Source organism: Pseudomonas sp. VEM90, from assembly GCF_054611535.1.
Map to the genome: position 1 here is coordinate 121469 of NZ_JBTRAR010000014.1, position 20143 is coordinate 141611.

Here is a 20143-nt window from a genome sequence, read left to right on the forward strand (position 1 = left end):
CCAGGATTCTGCTTGCCCCCCAATCGAGTAGCGCCAAACAGATGCACTCAATGCACCAGCAATGCATTGATCCATATCAACGAATTAAACCAACAGACCACGCGGACCACCGCCGTACAAATATCAATTAATCTAAACCCACCAAAGGCAAGTCCAGAAAATGATACACCCCCAATTAAAACAGCCAATTCTTCCTGAGCTTCATTGATGAGCAGGTACCCGTCAGTGAATACTCTGTTTGTCGACAGTGCCTATGCCGGAAAGTGGGCTCAGCGCATCGTGTGATATGGGTATGGCTGGCTGAGGCTTGCATGCTAACTCGCCGGAACCAGCTCTTCGTCTCAAGACTTTACACACAGAGCCTAGTAACCCGTCATCTCCAGATACCCGCGCCCGCCCGCACTCCCGTTCAAGCGTACCGGCCCTTCCCAATACGGGAACCGTGTCTGCATCCACGCCTGCGGCTCCACGGCATCGACCTGCACATCCACCCCATGCTCCGGCACTTGTACCCGCCAGCGCGTCGGCACCTGCTTGCCGTTTTTCTGCGCAGACCAGGCCAGGGCCTGCAGCTGGATCTGTGCGGCGTCCAGTGCCATCACGTCCCCTTGTGGCCCTACCCAGGTCCCGGCGCGATACGGTTCCCCGTGGGCCTCCCGTACCTGGAACAGCATCAGCTTGGCGCCACTGTCCAGGTGCAGGGAAAACCAGTCCCAGCCGGTCTGCCCGGGCGCCAGCGGCTGACTGCTCCATTCCCGGTCCAGCCAGGCCTGCCCGGTAACCGCGATGCACAGGCTGCCACGCTGGACGTGCCCCTGGACGTGGTAGAACGGCTGGCTGTAATAGTACGAAGCCTGGCCCTTGCCAGATTTTTCGCTGTAGCCCTGCTCACCATGCAGCACCAAGGGAAGATCGCTGTGCAACTGCAAGTCATAGCGAAATCCGTCGCCACTTGCGGCCATCTGCAGCTGTTCAATCCCGCCCCGGCCCTGTAACACCCAATCGTTGATCCATGCCCGAAACGGCTGGGCCTGCACGCCGGCCTGGCCGACACCACCCCGCGCCAGGGTTTCAGCAGCCTGATGGCCACCCGGCCCGGTCAGTGCTGCATGCCCCATCCACAGGTTCGGGCTGTTCCAGCCGGTGGTCTCCGGGCCGGGGCGCAGGGCCGAGCGGAACAGTGTCCACTGGGCGCCCCAATCTCGGCCCTGGGCGTCCTTGAGGTTGGCGGTGACATACCACCACTCGATACGAAAGCCGTCGTGGGGGCCGTGGTCATGCGGGAATACCAGACGATGATCGCGGGTCACCTGGCTGAATTCGCCAGCCTGCTGCCCGAGCCCGGCATAGCTTTGCGGTGCTGGCTGATCACAGCCGCACAACAACAACCCGGTCAGCAACAGCCACGCATTAAGCTTCATCGGCCAACGGCCTCAACAGTTCGCGCGGCTGGCGGCGCGCCAGTTGCCACAGCGGCCAGGCGCAGGCCAGCAGGCTGGTGAGCATGCCCAGCACGGTCAACTGCAGCAGTTGCATGGGGAACACATACAGCGGTAAGCGCCAGCCGAAGGCCTGCACGTTCACCACCGCGACCAGGCACCAGGCCAGCAACAGCCCAAGCGGGATTGCCAGCAGCACGGTGAAGCTGCTTAGCATGAGTGTCTGCCCGAGGCTCAGCCAGACCAGTTGCATGCGCCGCACCCCCAACGCCCACAGCGGTGCCAACTGGCCCAGCCGGGCCTGGCCCAGGGTCAGCAAGTTGATGAACAACGCCACACCGGCCACGCCAAGGGTAAGGCTGTTGAGGGCTGCGGTGGCGGCAAAGGTGCGGTTGAACACGTCGGTCGACCAGCGTTTCAGGCGCGCCTGCTCGACCACCCGGCTGTCATCCAGGGCAAAGTGCCGTTGCAGCGCGGCCTTGAGCGATGCCACCCCTTCAGCGCTCAGGTCGACACTCAAGCCGGCCAGGGTTGCCTGTGGCCAGTGGGCGCGCAACCAGTCGGCATTGACCAGTACATGCCCCTTGGGGTTGCCGTAATCGGCATAGATCCCCACCACGGGCATGGCTGACGTGCCTGCGGGCAGCTTCAGGCTGTCGCCCAGTTGCAGGTTCAATCGCCTGGCCAACTGCTCACTGAGCATCACGCCTTGTCCGCTGGCCAGTTGCTGCCAGGCGCGCGAATGCTGTTCCAGCAATGGCCAGCGCGTTCGATAGGCGGGGTGATCGACAATGCCCTGCACTTGCACCGGCCAACCTTGCAGCTGCATGTCTGCACGCCAGCCGGGCAGGACCACGCTGGCCCCGGGCTGCTGCTTGAGCCACTCGACTATCTGCAAGCCTTGGGCCGTGTCCCGCGGGGTGACATACAGGTCGGCGGAGAGGCGCAGGTCAAGCCAACCGACAAACGTCTTGCGAAAACCCTCGGTCATGCTGCCCACGCCAACACTGGCAGCCAGCGCCAGCAAAAGGGCGACCAACGCCAGGCTCAGCGCTGGCAACTGCTGGCGGCTGTCAGCCACGAACCATTGCGCCAATGGCCGGTGGCAACGACGCGCCAGCCACGCCAGTACCCGATCGAGCAAGGCCGGCAACAGCAGCGCCGACGCCAGCAGCAACCCTGCCAGCATGCCGAACGCGCTAAGCAGGCCAGCCCCGAATACACCACAGCCCAAGGCCAGCAACAGCAGCAGGCCCGCTAGCAAAGCCTGCCGTTGCAACCATGGCCCCTGCGCCAGTCGCCAGGCCTGGGGTTGCGCCAGCGCCAGCAAAGGCAATCGGGCAGCGCGCATTACACTCTGCAGGCCGGCCAGCAATGCCCCGAGTACACTCACCAGCACACCCAGCAGCCACCAGCCCGCCGGCAGGCTCAACGTGCCGGCGACCTGGGCGCCATACAGGCCACGCAGGCTGGCGGCCACATCGGGCAACAGCCACGCGGCCAATGCGTAACCACTGGCCACCCCGGCTAGCCCACCCAGTGCCGCGAACAGGCCCAGCTCCAGCACCAGGGCACCCAGCAGGGTCTTCAGGCTGACGCCGCACGCGCGCAGGTTGCGGATCAGCCCACGGCGCTGCTCCAGCGCCAGACCGATCGCGGCGTGGGCGATGAACAAGCCGACAACGAACGCCAGCAGGCCGAGGGCGGTCAGGTTGAGGTGGAAACTGTCGGTCAGGCGCTGCAAGCCGCCATCGTCCTGCCGCGGCTGCAGTTCAAGGTAGCGGGCGATATCCGCAGGCAACGGCCCGGGCGTATCGGCCAGCAGCAGACGAGACAACTGCCCCGGTGCGTTCAGCAACGTCTGCGCGTGGCCGATGTCCACCACGATGACCCCGGGTGCCAACGCAGGCTGCAAAACCATAGGCGGCAGCAACTGCCCTTCACTGTCGCGGGTCAGCTGCCCGGGGCTTGTGTTCAGTTGACGCAAGGTGTCTGGCCCAACCCAGGCTTGCCCGGGCGAGCCGATGAACGCTTGCAGGTCGAATGCCTGCACCTGCACCCCGGCAATGCTGCTGGCAGGCGGCAGGCTCAACGGCTCGATGCCGATCAGTCGCACACTGCGTGCGGGCTCGCCCGGCAAGCGCAAGCGCCCTTCCAGCACCGGCGAAACAGCCCAGCCCAGCCTGCGCAGTTTCACGTACAACGCCTGATCGAAGCGCTCGCCATTGCGCGCTATCAGTTGCGCCTGCAGCGGCCCGGTCAATACCGCGCTGGCCCGGGCATAGTCGCTGCGTGCCTGGCTGTTCAACGCCTGCACACCGGTCCACAAGGCCGTGGCCAGCCACAGGCCAGTGAAGATGCTGAAGCACTGCACACGATGGCGCCGCCAGTGGCTGAGCAGCGCCAACAGGGCCAGCGACAAAAGCTTCATCAGCCCTGCTCGGGCCGCACACGGCCGGCCTGCAGGTAGCAACGGTGCTGCAAACGCGCCGCCAGCCGCGGGCTGTGGGTCACCATCAGTACCCCGCTGCCGGCTTCGGCGACCAACTGCAGCAACAAACTCAGCACCTCGTCACTGCTGGCTTCATCGAGGCTGCCGGTCGGTTCGTCAGCCAACAGCCAGGCCGGGCGCCCGGCAAGCGCACGGCCGATGGCGACGCGCTGCTGCTGGCCGCCAGACAGTTGTTCCGGGTAACGCTCAAGCAGGTCCACCAGGCCCAGGCGCTGCGCCAGGTAAGCCGCCCAATGCGGGTCATGCCGCCCGGCGAGACGGGCCTGGAAGGTAAGGTTCAGGCCCACGTCCAGGCTGCTGATCAGGTTGTACTGCTGAAACACCAGGCCGATCCCCTCCCGCCGCCACTGCGCCAGCGACGCTTCCGAACGGCCATCGAGCGGAACGTCGTCGATCAGAATACGGCCACTGTCCGCTCGGTCCAGGCCAGCCACCAGGTGCAGCAAAGTGCTCTTGCCGCTGCCCGACTCGCCCATCAGCGCCAGGCTGCTGCCCCGCGCCAGGCGCACATCGACCCCCTGCAATATGGGGAGCGGGCCTTGGGGGGTGGGGAATGATTTGTAAAGTTGTTCGATGGCTAGCATCGAGTGGCCTTGATGGGTTGGGTGTCCCTTTAGGCATAGCAGGTTCGGCCAGGCCTGCTTCTGCACCGGCGCTCGCCAGCGCTCTTCTGGTCAGACGATGTGCTGCTGTAGCCGCCCCCGCGAATCGCTGGAGACACTCATCAATGGATCCACTAAAAACCGATAATCGCACAGAATTCACTTAATACGAGCAAGATTCATTGACCATTCACTACGTGCGCAGCTTTAATGGATCCATTAAATAAAAACAAAACCCCGGAGAGCCTTCCATGTACCCCAAAAATACCTGGTACGTCGCCTGCACCCCCGATGAGATCGCCACCAAACCTCTGGGCCGGCAGATCTGCGGGGAAAAAATCGTGTTCTACCGCGCCCGCGAGAACCAAGTAGCCGCCGTCGAGGACTTCTGCCCGCACCGCGGCGCACCGTTGTCGTTGGGCTATGTCGAGGACGGCAACCTGGTGTGCGGCTACCACGGCCTGGTGATGGGTTGCGACGGCAAGACCGTGTCGATGCCGGGCCAACGGGTGCGTGGCTTCCCCTGCAACAAGACCTTTGCGGCCGTCGAGCGCTATGGCTTCATCTGGGTCTGGCCCGGCGACCAGGCGCAGGCCGACCCGGCGCTGATTCCGCATCTGGAATGGGCGGTGAATGATGACTGGGCCTACGGCGGCGGGCTGTTCCACATCGGTTGCGACTACCGCCTGATGATCGACAACCTCATGGACCTCACCCATGAAACCTATGTGCACGCCTCCAGCATCGGCCAGAAGGAGATCGACGAGGCACCGCCGGTGACCACCGTCACCGGCGACGAAGTGGTCACCGCCCGGCACATGGAAAACATCATGGCGCCGCCGTTCTGGCGCATGGCCTTGCGTGGCAACGGCCTGGCCGACGATGTACCGGTGGACCGCTGGCAGATCTGCCGTTTCACCCCACCTAGCCATGTGCTGATCGAAGTGGGTGTAGCGCATGCCGGCAAGGGCGGCTACCACGCCGAGGCACAGCACAAGGCATCGAGCATCGTGGTCGACTTCATCACCCCGGAAAGCGATACCTCGATCTGGTACTTCTGGGGCATGGCGCGCAACTTCGCTGCGCACGACCAGACCCTGACCGACGACATCCGGGAGGGCCAGGGCAAGATTTTCAGCGAAGACCTGGAAATGCTCGAACGCCAGCAGCAGAACCTGCTGGCCTACCCCGAGCGCAACTTGCTGAAGCTGAACATCGATGCCGGCGGCGTGCAGTCACGCAAAGTGCTGGAGCGGATCATCGCCAAAGAGCGTGCGCCGCAGCCGCAACTGATCGCCACCAGCGCCACCCCTGCCTGAGGAACAGCCGACATGATCGATGCCGTAGTGGTATCCCGTAACGATGAAGCCCAGGGTATCTGCAGCTTCGAGCTGGCAGCGGCAGATGGTAGCCTGCTGCCGGCGTTCAGCGCCGGCGCCCATATCGACGTGCACCTGCCCGACGGGCTGGTGCGCCAGTATTCGCTGTGCAACCACCCCGAAGAACGCCATCGCTATCTGATAGGCGTGCTCAACGACCCGGCTTCGCGGGGCGGCTCACGTAGCCTGCACGAGCAGGTGCAGGCCGGCGCCCGGCTGCGTATCAGTGCGCCGCGCAACCTGTTCCCGCTGGCCGAGGGGGCGCAGCGCAGTGTGCTGTTTGCCGGCGGCATCGGCATTACCCCAATCCTGTGCATGGCCGAGCAGCTGTCCCACTGCGGCCAGGCCTTCGAGCTGCACTACTGTGCCCGCTCCAGCGAGCGGGCGGCGTTTGTCGAGCGGATCCGCAGCGCGCCGTTCGCTGATCGGCTGTTCGTGCATTTTGACGAGCAGCCGGAAACGGCGCTGGACATCGCCCAGGTGCTGGGCAACCCGCAAGCTGATGTGCACCTGTATGTATGCGGGCCCGGCGGGTTCATGCAGCATGTGCTGGACAGCGCGAAGGGGCTGGGCTGGCAGGAGGCCAACCTGCACCGCGAGTACTTCGCCGCAGCACCGGTGGATGCCAGCAACGATGGCAGTTTCTCGGTGCAGGTGGGAAGCACGGGCCAGGTGTTCGAGGTGCCAGCCGATCGGAGCGTGGTGCAGGTGCTGGAAGAAAACGGTATCGAGATCGCCATGTCGTGCGAGCAGGGTATTTGCGGCACCTGCCTGACACGCGTGCTGCAGGGCACACCGGACCATCGCGATCTGTTTCTCACCGAACAGGAGCAGGCCTTGAACGATCAGTTCACGCCCTGCTGCTCGCGCTCGAAGACGCCGCTGCTGGTGCTGGATATCTGACCCGGCTTACGACGAGGGCAGGATGACTTTCATGCCCGCGTCTGCCGCTGCCCCACCAAAGGTTTCGGCATAGCGCAAGGTGGCATTGGCGTGCTCGCGCATGATCGCTTCAGCGCGGGCACCCTGGCGGTTGACCAGGGCATCGAACACAGCGTGGTGCTGCATGTGGGCGAAGTTGAAGCGCCGGTACTCACGGGCCAGATCATGGCGATCCACCGCCAGTGCGGTGACCGAGGCGAACGGCAGGTGGTCGTTGCGCGCCAGGGCAACGGCAATGGCCGGGTTGTGGCTGGCGTCGATGATCACCTGATGAAAACGCATGTTCAGGTCGTGATAAGCCTGCAAGTCGTCTTCGCTCACAAAGCCCTTGTCGAACAGCTGATCGCCGTCGACCAGGCACTGTTGCAGCGCAGCGCGTGCTTGCACCGACAAGCCACGCTCAGCGGCCTGACGAGCAGCCAACCCCTCCAGCACACCGCGCACCTCGACCGCACCTGCGATGTCATCGGCGCTGACCGAGCGCACCTGAAACCCCCGGCCGCCAAAGCGCACCAGCAGGCCTTCCTGTTCCAGGGTACGAAATGCCATGCGCACCGGCATGCGTGAAACGCCGAACAGTTCAGCGGTTGGGACTTCCATCAAGCGTTCGCCGGCCGCCAGCTCGCCCGAAGCGATCATCTTGCGCAGCGCAACCAGCACCATTTGACCGGGTTTGCTCATCCAGGCTACTTCCACAGACATGAGCGGGCATCTTAGCGCAAGCCGAGGGGTTGCTGCAGGCCTGTGTAGGAGCGGGTTTACCCGCGAAGCAGGCGACGCGGGGCATGGCACCGGCTGCGCCGGTGTTCGCGGGTGAACCCGCTCCTACGGGGGGGATGCGCTTACGGCTGGAAACCAACCTGGCTCAAGACATGCGCTGTGGATGTAGGAGCGGGTTTACCCGCGAAGCAGGCGACGCGAGGCATGGCACCGGCTGCGCCGGTGTTCGCGGGTGAACCCGCTCCTACGGGGGGACGAGCTAACGCCTGGAAACCAACCTGGCTCAAGACATGCGCTGTAGATGTAGGAGCGGGTTTACCCGCGAAGCAGGCGACGCGGGGCATGGCACCGGCTGCGCCGGTGTTCGCGGGTGACCCCGCTCCTACGGGGGGGATGCGCTTACGGCTGGAAACCAACCTGGCTCAAGACATGCGCTGTAGATGTAGGAGCGGGTTTACCCGCGAAGCAGGCGACGCGGGGCATGGCACCGGCTGCGCCGGTGTTCGCGGGTGAACCCGCTCCTACGGGGGGACGAGCTAACGCCTGGAAACCAACCTGGCTCAAGACATGCGCTGTGGATGTAGGAGCGGGTTTACCCGCGAAGCAGGCGACGCGGGGCATGGCACCGGCTGCGCCGGTGTTCGCGGGTGAACCCGCTCCTACGGGGGGGGCGCGCTAACGCCTGGAAACCAACCTGGCTCAAGACATGCGCTGTTGATGTAGGAGCGGGTTTACCCGCGAAGCAGACGACGCGAGGCATGGCACCGGCTGCGCCGGTGTTCGCGGGTGAACCCGCTCCTACGGGGGGACGAGCGAACGCCTGGAAACCAACCTGGCTCAAGACATGCGCTGTAGATGTAGGAGCGGGTTTACCCGCGAAGCAGGCGACGCGAGGCATGGCACCGGCTACGCCGGTGTTCGCGCTGAACCCGCCCTACAAGGTCAGCGGGTAGCTGACGATCAGACGCGTCTGGTCGAGATCACTGTTGAAGCTGCGCCGGTTGGCCGCGTTGTTCAGCCGGATGTTGAGGTTCTTCAAAGCCCCACTCTGGAAGGTGTAGTTCACCTCGATATCGCGCTCCCACTCCTTGCCATTGCTGCCCGCCGCCGTGGTGGCATTCTCGCCGTGGCCGTAGCGCACCATGGCCAACAGCCCTGGCACACCCAGCGCGGCAAAGTTGTAGTCGTAACGCACTTGCCACGAGCGCTCGTCAGCATTGCTGAAGTTGCCGTTGAACATGTCATTGCCCAGGGTTCGCCCACTGCTGCCGTACACTGACATCCACTGGCTGTCGCCACTGACCTTCTGCAACCCCAGGTACAGCGTGTGGCCACTGTGCGAAGCTGACAGCAAGGCGTAGCCGGTGCGGCTCTGGATGTCGCCGATGCGCGCCTGCCCGTCATCCCGGTCAATGAAGTAGCCCAGGTTGGCCCCCAACCTCCACTCCCCTACCTGCTGGCTGTGCAGCAGGTTGAAGTAGCTTTGCTGGTAGATGTCCTCCAACTGCGCGTGCCAGGCGCCGATCAGTGTTCGCTGCTGGTTGAAGCGGTACTCGGCACCTGCGTAGTTGAAGCCGTCCGAGGTGACCCCGGGCGCGGCCCAGGCAGATAGGTCCTGCATGTCCGAAGAGTGGCGCAGGCTCACCTCGCGGTACTGGCCGGCCTGCAGGCTAAGGCCTGCGATTTCCCGCGAGTCGAGCATGGCGCCACGAAAGGTCTGCGGCAGCAGGCGACCATCGTCGTAGCGCAACAGTGGGATATCCGGCAACAACTCCCCCACCTTCAGCTCGGTCGCGGAAATACGCAGCTTCGCCGCCAGCCCTGCCCGACCGTAGTCGTCGGCCGCACGCCCGTCATCGTGCACCGGCAGCAGTTCTGAGCCGCTGGTACCGCGGCCGCTGTCCAGCTTCAGGCCGAACAAGGCGATACCGTCCAGGCCAAAACCGATCAGCCCCGGGGTGTAGCCCGAGCTGAACTTGAAGATGAAACCCTGGGCCCATTCTTCAACCTTGCCCTTGGCTGCCCCCGGGTCGCGGAAATCACGATTGAAATAGTAATTGCGCAGTGTCAGCCCGCCCTTGGCACCTTCAAAGAAGCCCCCTTCATCGGCCCAGGCCGGCAAACCGAGACCAAACGCCAGCGAAACTGCCAGGGCCGAACGGGCCAGCGTACGAGTTGTATCCTTCATTATTATTGTTCTCCGCTTTCAATAGGCGCAGCAGGCCGCCCCAGGCCAGCCTGACCCGGAGCAGGAAGTTGCATTCAGATACCCCGGCCAGGCCGGGTTGCACTCAGTGACTCAGTGCATCAGCAGGCAGGGTGGACGCCGGCTTGTTCATCGGGCGCAGCAACAGCAGGCAACCCGCGGCAAGCACGAATACGATGGCGAACACGCCATACAGATGCAGGGGTTGCCAGCCACCATCGAGCAACACGCCAGCCACGGTCGGCGACAGGATCGCGCCCATGCGGCCGATGCCGATACCCCAGCCCACGCCGGTGGCGCGTACCGAGGCGTCGTAGACCACCGGCGACAAGGCATACAGCCCAGCCACGCAGCCGTTGGAAAACAGCCCGATCAGCAGTCCCAACGCCAGCGCCGCAGTGACCGAGGCACCATTGGCCACGAACAGCACCAGCAGCGCTGCGGTAATGAGCATGAACAACGCCAGCACGCGAGTCAGTGGCCAGCGCGAAGCCAGGCCGCCGATCAGCGCCGCGCCAAGGATGCCGCCCACGCTCAACAGTACGCCGCCGGTGATGCCTTGCTGGGCCGACAAGCCGGAGGCCACCAGCAGTTTCGGCGTCCAGCTCATGACGAAGTAGAAGCCGAACATGACCAGGAAGAACAGCAACCAGATCACCAGCGTGGTGCGGCGCATGGCCGGCGCCAGCAGTTGCCTGAAACCGCTGTTGGCACCCGCTGCCCTTGCGGCAACAGCCGGCAATTGCGCCAATGCCGGTTGGCCGAGGCGCACGGCAAGACGGTTGACCCGGGCCAGAGCATTGGCCGGCCGGCGTGCCAGCAGAAAGTCCAGCGACTCTGGCAACCACAGCAGTACCAGCGGAATCACCAGTACGGTAACGATGCCGCCAAACAGAAATACCGAGCGCCAGCCCCAATGCCCCAGCAACCATACCGCCAGCAAACCGCCCAGGGTCGCGCCCAGCGCATAACCAGTGGACTGCAGGCTAACCGCCAAGCCGCGCCAGCGTTTGCTGGCATATTCACTGGCAATCACATTGCTGCTGGCCAGGATGCCACCAATGCCCAGCCCGGTCAGACCACGCAGCAGCGCCAGTTGCAGCGGGCTCTGACTCAGTGCCGAGAGCAGCATGCCGATACCGGACAGCGCCAGACACAGCAGGATCAGCGGGCGTCGGCCAAAGCGGTCAGCCCACGGCGCGATGAACAATGACCCGGCCGCCATACCGAACAAGCCGGCACTGAGCAGAAGCCCTACCTGCGCCCCGTTCAGGTTCCACTCGGCAGACACCGAGGCAGCGGTAAAGGCCATGACCAGCACGTCAAAGCCATCGATCATGTTGAGGATGATGCAAATACCAATGGCCAGGCACTGAAAGCGACCCATCGGGTCGTTGTCCAGACGTTGCTTGAGATCGGTACTCATGGGGTCACCTGCCGGCCAGGCTTGGCCACAGGCGAGAGGGAAGATGCGCACGCGCAGGCGGAACCCTGACGGTTCAGTGCCGTTGGATAGCCATTCATGACTGGACCCTTTTTGTAATTGTTATCGCATACGGCAGGAGGGCTCCGGCCGTTGTCAGGCGCTAATCAATCAGATAATGGATCCATAGACAACATGACGAAAGCGCTGAGTCTCAATTATGCGCGGCCAATTTCAATGAATTGCTAAGACGCAATGATTTTTTACTTATTAAATCAACTACTTAGTCACTTAAAACCTGAAAAACTTGATGTTCGGTTATCGCACATAAACTTATTATGGATCCACAGAATCATCGCAAACCATCCTTGAGTCCCCCTCTTCACTGCGCAATGAACAAATCTTCATGTTCCCCCTCAGCGCCCGGATCATGGGGCACACAGCCGATGCCAGCCAGCCGGCAGCCGGGGCTCGTCTTGAGGGGGCAGTACGGGTTGCGTAGCATCCGCGGCCCGATCGCGCGCGTACTGCTCCCCCCCCAGGATCGACTCACTGATGCCGCAACCTATCCCTCTAAAGGACCACGAAAAGGAAAAACATCTGGTCAACCGTCGGCTTCTGGCCTGCGCCGCCATGGTGTTCAGCCTGTGTGCCGTCCTGGTTGGCCGGCTCTATGTGCTGCAAGTGCTACAGCACGACCAGCAAACGGCCGTGTCGGAAAACAACCGCGTGCACGTGTTGCCCATCGCCCCCGAACGCGGGCTGATCTACGACCGCAACGGCGTGGTACTGGCGGACAACAAGCCCAGCTTCGACCTGACCATGACCCGCGAGCGGGCCGGCGGCGACTCGGCCAAAGTGCTCGACACCCTGACGCAGGTGCTGGGCCTGACCGAAGACGACCGTAAGCAGTTCGACAAGGACCTGCGCCGTGGCCGCAAACCGTTCGAGCCCGTGACCCTCATGGTGGGTTTGAGCGAGAAACAGATCGCCCTGGTCGCCGTGAACCAGTTCCGCCTGCCAGGCCTGGATGTAGAGCCGCAATTCATCCGCGAGTACCCACTGGCCGAGCATTTCGCTCATTCAGTGGGCTATGTGGGGCGCATCAACGAGAAAGAGGTCAGGACGCTCGACAGCACGGAGTACCGCGGCACCCAGTCGATTGGCAAGACTGGCATCGAGCGCTTCTACGAAAGCCAACTGCATGGCCACGTGGGCTACGAAGAGGTCGAGACCAACGCTCAAGGGCGGGTGATGCGCGTGCTCAACCACAAGGACCCGACCCCAGGGCAGGACATAGTGCTCACCCTGGACGCCCATTTGCAGGTAGCCGCAGAAAAAGCGCTGGGTGACCGCCGTGGCTCGGTAGTGGTGCTGGACCCGGCCAATGGTGATGTCCTGGCGATGGTCAGCAACCCCAGCTTCGACCCCAACCTGTTCGTCAAGGGCATCAGCTTCAAACAGTATGCCGCGCTGCGCGACTCCATCGACCGCCCACTGTTCAACCGCGTCCTGCGCGGCCTGTACGCGCCCGGCTCGACCGTGAAGCCTGAAGTGGCGATCGCTGGCCTCGACAGCGGGGTGATCACTCCGGGCAGCCGGGTGTTCGACCCGGGCTACTACGAACTGCCCAACTATCACCACAAGTACCGCAACTGGAACCGCAGCGGTGACGGCTGGGTGGACATGTACACCGCCATCATGCGTTCCAACGACACCTACTTCTACGACCTGGCGCACAAACTGGGCATCGACCGCCTGCACGACTACATGGCCGAGTTCGGCCTGGGCCAGAAGGTGTCGCTGGACATGTTCGAGGAGGCCTCCGGGCTGATGCCCTCGGCCGAGTGGAAGCGCGCTACACGGCGCCAGGCCTGGTTCCCGGGCGAGACGCTGATCCTGGGCATTGGCCAGGGTTACATGCAGGTCACCCCGCTGCAGTTGGCCCAGGCCACCAGCCTGCTGGCAAGCAAGGGCGTGTGGCACCGCCCGCACCTGGCCATGACCGTGGGCGGCGACACACCAGTCGACACCCACCCCATGCCCAACATCGTTCTGCACGACAAGCATGCCTGGGACCAGGTCAACCAGGGCATGCAGATGGTCATGCACGACCCGCGCGGTATTGCCCGCGCCGCGGCAGCCGGTGCGCAGTACCGGATTGCCGGCAAGAGCGGTACCGCGCAGGTGGTGGCGATCAAGCAGGGTGAGCGTTACAACCGCAACAAGACCCTGGAGCGCCACCGCGACAACGCCCTGTTTGTCGGCTTTGCTCCGGCCGAGCATCCCAGCGTGGTGGTGGCGGTGATGATCGAGAACGGCGAGGCTGGGGGCCGGGTCGCAGGGCCGGTGGTACGGGAGGTGATGGACGCCTATCTACTGGATGAGCAAGGGCACCTGAAGCCGGAGTATGCGGGCGGCGCACCCACTCGGGGTGTGCCACACACTTGATTTTGCAGGGCCGCAGTGGAGGCGGCCTTAGCCGCGAATGCGTCAGGATGCCGTGCGCGGCATCAGCTCATACGGGTGCTTCCACCCCGGCAGCGCCTGGATGCGGGCTTTCCAGGCCTCGATGTGGGTGAACTCTGCCAGCGGAATACCGGTGTCTTCTGGCATGAACACATACCCCGCTAACGACAGGTCGGCAATGGTCAACCGGCCACCGACCATGAATGGCGTCTTCGCCAGGTGCGCGTCGACAATACGGTAAGCCGCCTTGGCACGCTCGCGCAGGAACCTCGTGACATCGGTTTCACCGGTGTTCTTCAGGCAGAACAGAAAGCGCAGCACAGCGTAGTAGCTGGTGAACTTATGGTTGTCGAACAGCATCCAGCGCCAGATCTCGCGTTTTTCGTCTTCATCGCGGGGCCCGAACTGGCCGGTCTGTTCAGCAAGGTATTCCAGGATCAGCGCAGATTGGGTGAAACGCTTGCCAGCGTGTTCCATCACCGGCACCTCGCCCTGCTCGTTCACCTCATCGCGCCAGGCTTGCTCACGGGTCTGGCCATGGAAGAAGTCGACGAACACCGGCTGCCAGTTCTGGCCGGTGAGTTCAAGCATGAGCGCAACCTTGTAGGCGTTGCCGGATTCGGCGAAGCAATGCAGCTTGTAGTCGGACATGGGCGAACCTTCAGTTTCCTTTGAATGATCGGCAGGGCCCTCTGCGGGTTTGCCCGCGAAGCGCCATCCACCCAAGCAAATCACGCGCATCCCGACGCGGTCAATCCATGACGCGCTCCGTCGGTACCTTGAAAAACGTGAGTTCAGCCACCTCGTCAGCGGCGCCTGCCAGGAGTAGGGAACTACCTGAACGCCCCGGCCGTCTTAGAAACTGAGTGGTTTATTTCCCTGTGCTTCACGCTACTGGAGAACACGACATGCGCCACCTACTGCTCGCCCCTGCGCTGCTGCTCCTGGTGCCTGCCGGCGCTGCCCTGGCCCGCGTCGATGCGGGCGACGTCGCTACCTCGGCCGGTATTTCCGCTTCGCTGTATTCGACCTTCAAGGATGACAAACGGATCATCCCGGCCCGTGACGAACTTTCAGCGTTCGTCGCCAGCGGCGGTGCCATCCGCGGCGCCTATGTGGAGTCGGCGCTTGAACAGGCCCGCAAGGACCATCCAGGGCTGCAGGCCAATGATGAAGAACTGGCCCGGGCCATCCTGTCGCAGGATGACCCTGTGGCTGACCACTGACCATTGCGTAAACCTGTACCGCCTTTCGCAGCGGTTCGACGCAAAAGGGCGGTACAGGGCCACCTCACCCCCAGCCATCCATGCGCATGGTCGCCCTGACCAGGCGCTGCTCTTCCTGCTCGATCTCCCGCAAACTGTCGCGTATACCGTTGATATGCTCACGCGCCGCCCGCTGCGCCTGCTCGGGCAGTTGCTCCATCACCGCGCGATACAACCGCGCATGCTGCCGATCAATCTGGCGTTTCTGCGCCGGCCGGCAATACAAATTGTTGACCGAAGCAAACACGGTGCTCAGCGTCAGGTCACTGAGCGATTGCAGGGTATGCACCAGCACCGGGTTATGCGACGCCTCACTGATTGCCCGGTGAAAGGCATGGTCACGACGGGCATGCTCACGGGCATCGAGCGCCTGCGCAGCCTCGTGCGCAGCCAGCATTTCTTCATAGCGCCGACGGATCAGCAGGCGGTCGACGTCGGTAGCGCGCAACGCAGCCAACCGCGCCGACTCAGCCTCCAGCAACGCCCGGACCTCCAGCAGGTCGAACAGCGTACGCGGTTGCGAACTGAACAGGTGCATCAAAGGCGTAGCACCCGCCGGCCCGGTGAGATCGGCGACGAACGAACCCCGCCCCTGTTCGGTGTCGATGATGCCGCGCCCACGCAAAATGCGCAGGCCCTCCCGCAACGCCGAACGTGAACAGCCAAGCTTCTCCACCAGCCGCCGCTCCGACGGCAGCGCCTGGCCCACCTTGAGCACACCTTCGACGATAAGCCGCTCGACCCGTTCGGCCACCTGGTCGGCGACCTTGACCTTGCCTTCAGTACCCACTGCACACACTCCTGCTGGTAGGACCACTTTGACTTATAGCGCCAATCTAGCCGGACAGAGCCGTGAGTAAACAGCATTGTCCGAAGAAACTGGTAGGACCAGTCAACATCTCACTCGACCCCGGCCGCTAGCACGCGCACGCTGCAACGGTGACCGCTTTGCCAACAACAATAAAAACCGTTGCCGAGTGAGCCGATGAATATCCTGTACGACGAACGCGTCGATGGCGCGCTGCCCAACGTGGACCGGGCCGCCCTGTTGCAGGCGCTGCGCGACGCCCTGCCGGATCTTGAAATCCTGCACCGCGATGAAGACCTCAAACCGTACGAATGCGACGGCCTGTCGGCCTACCGCACAGTGCCACTGCTGGTGGTGCTCCCCGAGCGCCTGGAGCAGGTGCAGACGCTGCTGAAGCTTTGCCACCAGCGCGGCGTCCCGGTGGTTGCGCGTGGTGCCGGTACCGGCCTGTCGGGTGGTGCCCTGCCACTGGCCAAGGGCATCCTGCTGGTGATGGCGCGCTTCAACCGTATCCTCGAGGTAAACCCTCAGGGGCGCTACGCCCGCGTGCAGCCGGGCGTACGCAACCTGGCCATCTCCCAGGCCGCCGCACCCCATGGCATGTACTACGCACCAGACCCTTCCTCGCAAATTGCCTGCTCGATCGGGGGCAACGTCGCCGAAAACGCCGGTGGCGTGCACTGCCTCAAGTACGGCCTGACCGTACACAATGTGCTCAAGGTGGAGATTCTCACAGTCGAGGGCGAACGCCTGAGCCTGGGCAGCGATGCCTTGGACAGCCCCGGCTTCGACCTGCTGGCATTGTTCACCGGCTCCGAAGGCATGCTCGGTATCGTCACCGAAGTCACCGTCAAGCTGCTGCCCAAGCCCCAGGTGGCGCGGGTGATACTGGCCAGTTTCGAAAGCGTCGAGGACGCCGGCCGGGCAGTCGCCGACATCATCGCTGCCGGCATCATTCCCGGCGGCCTGGAGATGATGGACAACCTGGCGATCCGCGCCGCAGAAGACTTCATCCATGCCGGCTACCCGGTGGACGCGGCGGCGATCCTGCTGTGCGAACTGGATGGCGTGGAAGCCGATGTTCACGACGACTGCCAGCGCGTCGCCGCGGTGCTGACGCAAGCCGGGGCCCGCGAGGTGCGCCTGGCCTGCGACGAAGCCGAGCGCGTTCGCTTCTGGGCCGGACGCAAGAACGCCTTTCCGGCCGTGGGGCGCATCTCCCCGGACTACTACTGCATGGACGGCACCATCCCGCGCCGAGCATTGCCACGGGTGCTCAAGGGCATCAGCGACCTGTCCGCGGAGTACGGCCTGCGGGTGGCCAACGTATTCCATGCCGGCGACGGCAACATGCACCCTTTGATCCTCTTCGATGCCAACCTGCCCGGCGAGCTGGAGCGTGCCGAAGCGATCGGCGGCAAGATTCTGGAACTGTGTGTGAAGGTGGGCGGCAGCATCACCGGTGAACACGGCGTGGGGCGCGAGAAGATCAACCAGATGTGCGCGCAGTTCAACAGCGACGAAATTACCCTGTTCCACGCGGTGAAGGCCGCCTTCGACCCCCAGGGCCTGCTCAACCCCGGCAAGAACATTCCCACCCTGCACCGCTGCGCCGAATTCGGCGCCCTGCATGTGCACCATGGGCAACTGCCCTTCCCCGAGCTGGAGCGCTTCTGATGAGCATGGACCGCGACATGAGCCAGACGCTGTTGGAGCAGGTCAACCAGGCGCTGAACGAAGGTATGCCGCTGCGTATCCAGGGCAGCAACAGCAAAGCGATGCTCGGCAACCCGGTGGCCGGCGAAGTACTCGACACCCGCAACCACCGCGGCATTGTCAGCTACGACCCCACCGAGCTGGTACTCACGGCCCGCGCCGGTACCCCTCTGCGCGAGATCGAGGCAGCCCTGCACGAGGCTGGCCAGATGCTGCCCTGCGAGCCACCCCACCTGGGCCCCGAGGCCACCTTGGGCGGCATGGTCGCGACGGGGTTGTCTGGCCCTCGACGGCCGTGGGCCGGGTCGGTGCGCGACTTTGTACTGGGTACACGGGTGATCACCGGCCACGGCAAACTGCTGCGCTTTGGTGGCGAGGTGATGAAGAACGTCGCCGGCTACGATGTGTCACGCCTGATGGCGGGCAGCTTCGGATGCCTGGGGCTGCTGACCGAAGTTTCGCTGAAAGTGCTGCCACGGCCGCGCCTGTGCCTGAGCCTGCGCCTGCCGATGGGGCGCAATGAAGCGCTGGCCGAGCTGGCCGAATGGGGCCAGCAACCGCTGCCGATCAGCGCCGCCTGCCATGACGGCGAAACGCTGTACCTGCGCTTGGAAGGCGGCGAAGGGTCGGTGCAGTCGGCACGCCAACGGCTGGGGGGCGAAACACTCGATAACCGCTTCTGGAGCGACCTGCGCGAGCAGCGCCTGGCGTTCTTTACCGACGCCGCCCCCCTGTGGCGCCTGTCCGTACCCACCGTTACCGGCGAGCTGGACCTGCCCGGCCAGCAACTGATCGACTGGGGGGGTGCCCAGCGCTGGCTCAAGACCTGCGCGCCGGCGCAGGCCATTCGCGATCAGGTGGCCAGGGTGGGCGGTCACGCCACCTGCTACGCCCCCGGTGCAGCCAGCAACCCGCCGCTGCCGGTTGCACTGATGCGCTACCACCGCGCCCTCAAGCAGCAGCTCGATCCCCAGGGGGTGTTCAACCCTGGTCGCCTGTACCCGGACCTGTGAGGCCAGACCATGCAAACCAACCTTAGCGAAACATCGCGCCGCCTGGCCCGCGCCGACGAAGCCGAGCGCATCCTGCGCACCTGCGTACATTGCGGTTTCTGCACCGCCACCTGCCCTACTTACCAGTTGCTGGGCGACGAACTGGACGGCCCGCGCGGGCGAATCTACCTGATCAAGCAGATGCTCGAAGGCGAGCCGGTCACCGCCAGTACCCAATTGCACCTGGACCGCTGCCTGACCTGCCGCAACTGCGAAACCACCTGCCCATCCGGGGTGAAGTACCACGATCTGCTGGACATCGGCCGCGCGGTGGTCGAGCAGCAGGTGCCACGCCCGCTCGGCCAGCGCCTGTTGCGCCTGGGCCTGCGTGCGGTGGTGCCGCACCCGGCACTGTTCAATGCCCTGACCCGCAGCGGCCAGGCGCTGCGTCCGCTGCTACCGGCCTCAGTCAAACGCAAGTTGCCGGCGCAGGTCACCACACCCGGCCAGCGTCCGGCAGTGCGCCACGCGCGCCGGGTACTGATGCTGGAAGGCTGCGTGCAGCCGGCCCTGTCACCCAATACCAATGCCGCTGCTGCGCGGCTGCTCGACCGCCTGGGCATCAGCGTGCAACCGATCCGGCAAGCCGGATGCTGTGGCGCGGTGGACTATCACCTGAATGCTCAGGCGCAAGGTCTGCAGCGGGCACGGCGCAATATCGACGCCTGGTGGTCCGCCATCGAAGCGGGTGCCGAGGCTATCGTGCAGACCGCCAGCGGCTGTGGTGCGTTTGTCCGCGACTATGGGCACCTGCTGGAAAAAGACCCCCATTACGCTGCCAAGGCCGCCCGGGTCAGCGCCCTTTCCCGCGATCTGGTGGAAATCTTGCGCGATGAGCCGATCGAACAATTGGCCCTGTGCGCCGAACAGCGCCTGGCCTTCCACTGCCCATGCACCCTGCAGCACGCCCTGAAGCTGGGCGGTGAGGTAGAAGCGTTGCTGACGCGGCTCGGCTTTACCCTGACCTCGGTGCCCGATGGTCACCTGTGCTGCGGCTCAGCGGGGACCTATTCGCTGACCCAGCCTGAACTGTCACTGCAACTTCGCGACAATCGTCTGAATGCGCTGGAAAGCGGTAAACCGCACCTCATTGCCACAGCCAACATAGGCTGCCAGGCCCACCTCGACGGGGCTGGACGCACGCCCGTGCGCCACTGGATCGAAATCGTCGAAGCAGCCTTGAACCCGGAGCCCGCCCATGCATAGCAAGTTCGTTATCGGCCAGACCGAAATCGCCCGCGTACTGACCGCCGCCCGCCAGGAAGCCCAGGCCCGAGCATGGAGCGTGACCATCGCCGTGGTCGACGACGGCGGCCACCCACTGGCCCTGGAACGCCTGGACGGCTGCGCGCCGGCCAGTGCCTATATCGCGCTGGAAAAAGCCCGCAGCGCCGCACTGGGGCGCAAAGAGACGCGGGATTATGAAGAGATGGTCAATGGTGGCCGTACTGCATTCGTGACCGCCCCCCTGCTGACCAGCCTGGAAGGTGGCGTGCCGCTGCGGGTGGAAGGCCAGCTGGTGGGCGCCATCGGTGTATCAGGCGTCAAATCCGAACAGGATGCCCAAGTGGCCAAGGCTGGGGCTGCCGCCTTGTAGATCCTGCGATTCG

Annotated in this window: 16 protein-coding genes; 8 read left to right on the plus strand and 8 right to left on the minus strand. The window is 64.0% G+C overall.

The features are described from left to right. Positions 1 to 362 precede the first annotated feature (362 nt). Genes ACYCCG_RS15225 through ACYCCG_RS15235 form a run of 3 tightly spaced genes read right to left on the minus strand, consistent with a single transcriptional unit; the run spans position 363 to position 4535 of the window. Positions 363 to 1421, minus strand: a complete 1059-nt coding sequence (locus tag ACYCCG_RS15225) for a lipocalin-like domain-containing protein (RefSeq protein ID WP_209966849.1) — start codon at positions 1419 to 1421, stop codon at positions 363 to 365. Further along, on the minus strand, positions 1411 to 3870 hold the full coding sequence (locus ACYCCG_RS15230) for an ABC transporter permease (RefSeq protein WP_339535909.1): 2460 nt from the start codon (positions 3868 to 3870) through the stop codon (positions 1411 to 1413). The genes ACYCCG_RS15225 and ACYCCG_RS15230 overlap by 11 nt, the downstream gene beginning before the upstream one ends. Continuing rightward, the gene (locus ACYCCG_RS15235) at positions 3870 to 4535 is read right to left on the minus strand and encodes an ABC transporter ATP-binding protein (RefSeq protein ID WP_274144647.1); all 666 of its coding nucleotides are present in this window, start codon (positions 4533 to 4535) and stop codon (positions 3870 to 3872) included. The genes ACYCCG_RS15230 and ACYCCG_RS15235 overlap by 1 nt, the downstream gene beginning before the upstream one ends. A 269-nt stretch (positions 4536 to 4804) precedes the next feature. Between ACYCCG_RS15235 and ACYCCG_RS15240 the strand changes: the two genes are divergently transcribed. Then, positions 4805 to 5872, plus strand: coding sequence for a Rieske 2Fe-2S domain-containing protein (locus ACYCCG_RS15240; RefSeq protein WP_459670996.1), 1068 nt, complete (start codon positions 4805 to 4807; stop codon positions 5870 to 5872). A 12-nt stretch (positions 5873 to 5884) separates the two neighbouring features. Then, the gene (locus tag ACYCCG_RS15245) at positions 5885 to 6835 is read left to right on the plus strand and encodes a PDR/VanB family oxidoreductase (protein ID WP_459670997.1); all 951 of its coding nucleotides are present in this window, start codon (positions 5885 to 5887) and stop codon (positions 6833 to 6835) included. A gap of 6 nt (positions 6836 to 6841) precedes the next feature. On the opposite strand, the gene ACYCCG_RS15250 is transcribed toward ACYCCG_RS15245, so the two are convergent. The 3 genes from ACYCCG_RS15250 to ACYCCG_RS15260 form a co-directional block, all read right to left on the minus strand. Further along, entirely contained in the window at positions 6842 to 7555 is a 714-nt protein-coding gene (locus ACYCCG_RS15250) for a GntR family transcriptional regulator (RefSeq protein ID WP_252459799.1), read from the minus strand. A 973-nt stretch (positions 7556 to 8528) separates the two neighbouring features. Then, positions 8529 to 9782 (minus strand): OprD family porin, encoded by a 1254-nt coding sequence (locus ACYCCG_RS15255; protein ID WP_339535802.1) that lies wholly within the window; start codon positions 9780 to 9782, stop codon positions 8529 to 8531. Positions 9783 to 9885: 103 nt separating this feature from the next. Then, positions 9886 to 11226: an MFS transporter gene (locus ACYCCG_RS15260; RefSeq protein ID WP_459670999.1), complete on the minus strand. Its 1341-nt coding sequence runs from the start codon at positions 11224 to 11226 to the stop codon at positions 9886 to 9888. Positions 11227 to 11778: 552 nt separating this feature from the next. On the opposite strand from ACYCCG_RS15260, the gene mrdA reads away from it, so the two are divergent. Continuing rightward, the gene (gene mrdA / locus ACYCCG_RS15265) at positions 11779 to 13674 is read left to right on the plus strand and encodes a penicillin-binding protein 2 (RefSeq protein ID WP_339535806.1); all 1896 of its coding nucleotides are present in this window, start codon (positions 11779 to 11781) and stop codon (positions 13672 to 13674) included. A gap of 42 nt (positions 13675 to 13716) precedes the next feature. Here mrdA and ACYCCG_RS15270 read toward each other — a convergent pair whose 3' ends face one another. Next, complete coding sequence (locus ACYCCG_RS15270; protein ID WP_209966864.1) at positions 13717 to 14343, minus strand: glutathione S-transferase family protein; 627 nt, start codon at positions 14341 to 14343, stop codon at positions 13717 to 13719. Positions 14344 to 14600: 257 nt separating this feature from the next. On the opposite strand from ACYCCG_RS15270, the gene ACYCCG_RS15275 reads away from it, so the two are divergent. Beyond that, positions 14601 to 14918, plus strand: a complete 318-nt coding sequence (locus tag ACYCCG_RS15275) for a DUF2388 domain-containing protein (RefSeq protein ID WP_017148260.1) — start codon at positions 14601 to 14603, stop codon at positions 14916 to 14918. A gap of 64 nt (positions 14919 to 14982) precedes the next feature. Here the strand turns inward: ACYCCG_RS15275 and glcC are convergent, their stop codons facing one another. Beyond that, positions 14983 to 15747 carry a transcriptional regulator GlcC gene (gene glcC / locus ACYCCG_RS15280; protein WP_339444318.1) on the minus strand — a complete coding sequence of 255 codons (765 nt, stop codon included), beginning with the start codon at positions 15745 to 15747 and terminating at the stop codon, positions 14983 to 14985. 195 nt (positions 15748 to 15942) lie between these two features. Between glcC and glcD the strand changes: the two genes are divergently transcribed. The 4 genes from glcD to ACYCCG_RS15300 are packed head-to-tail and all read left to right on the plus strand — an operon-like array spanning position 15943 to position 20130. Then, positions 15943 to 17442, plus strand: coding sequence for a glycolate oxidase subunit GlcD (gene glcD / locus ACYCCG_RS15285; protein ID WP_176682429.1), 1500 nt, complete (start codon positions 15943 to 15945; stop codon positions 17440 to 17442). Then, positions 17442 to 18494 (plus strand): glycolate oxidase subunit GlcE, encoded by a 1053-nt coding sequence (gene glcE / locus ACYCCG_RS15290; RefSeq protein ID WP_459671004.1) that lies wholly within the window; start codon positions 17442 to 17444, stop codon positions 18492 to 18494. The genes glcD and glcE overlap by 1 nt, the downstream gene beginning before the upstream one ends. A 9-nt stretch (positions 18495 to 18503) precedes the next feature. After that, on the plus strand, positions 18504 to 19739 hold the full coding sequence (gene glcF, locus ACYCCG_RS15295; RefSeq protein ID WP_459671006.1) for a glycolate oxidase subunit GlcF: 1236 nt from the start codon (positions 18504 to 18506) through the stop codon (positions 19737 to 19739). Then, positions 19732 to 20130, plus strand: coding sequence for a heme-binding protein (locus tag ACYCCG_RS15300; protein ID WP_176682426.1), 399 nt, complete (start codon positions 19732 to 19734; stop codon positions 20128 to 20130). Before glcF ends, ACYCCG_RS15300 begins: the two co-directional genes overlap by 8 nt. The last annotated feature ends 13 nt before the right edge of the window (positions 20131 to 20143 follow it).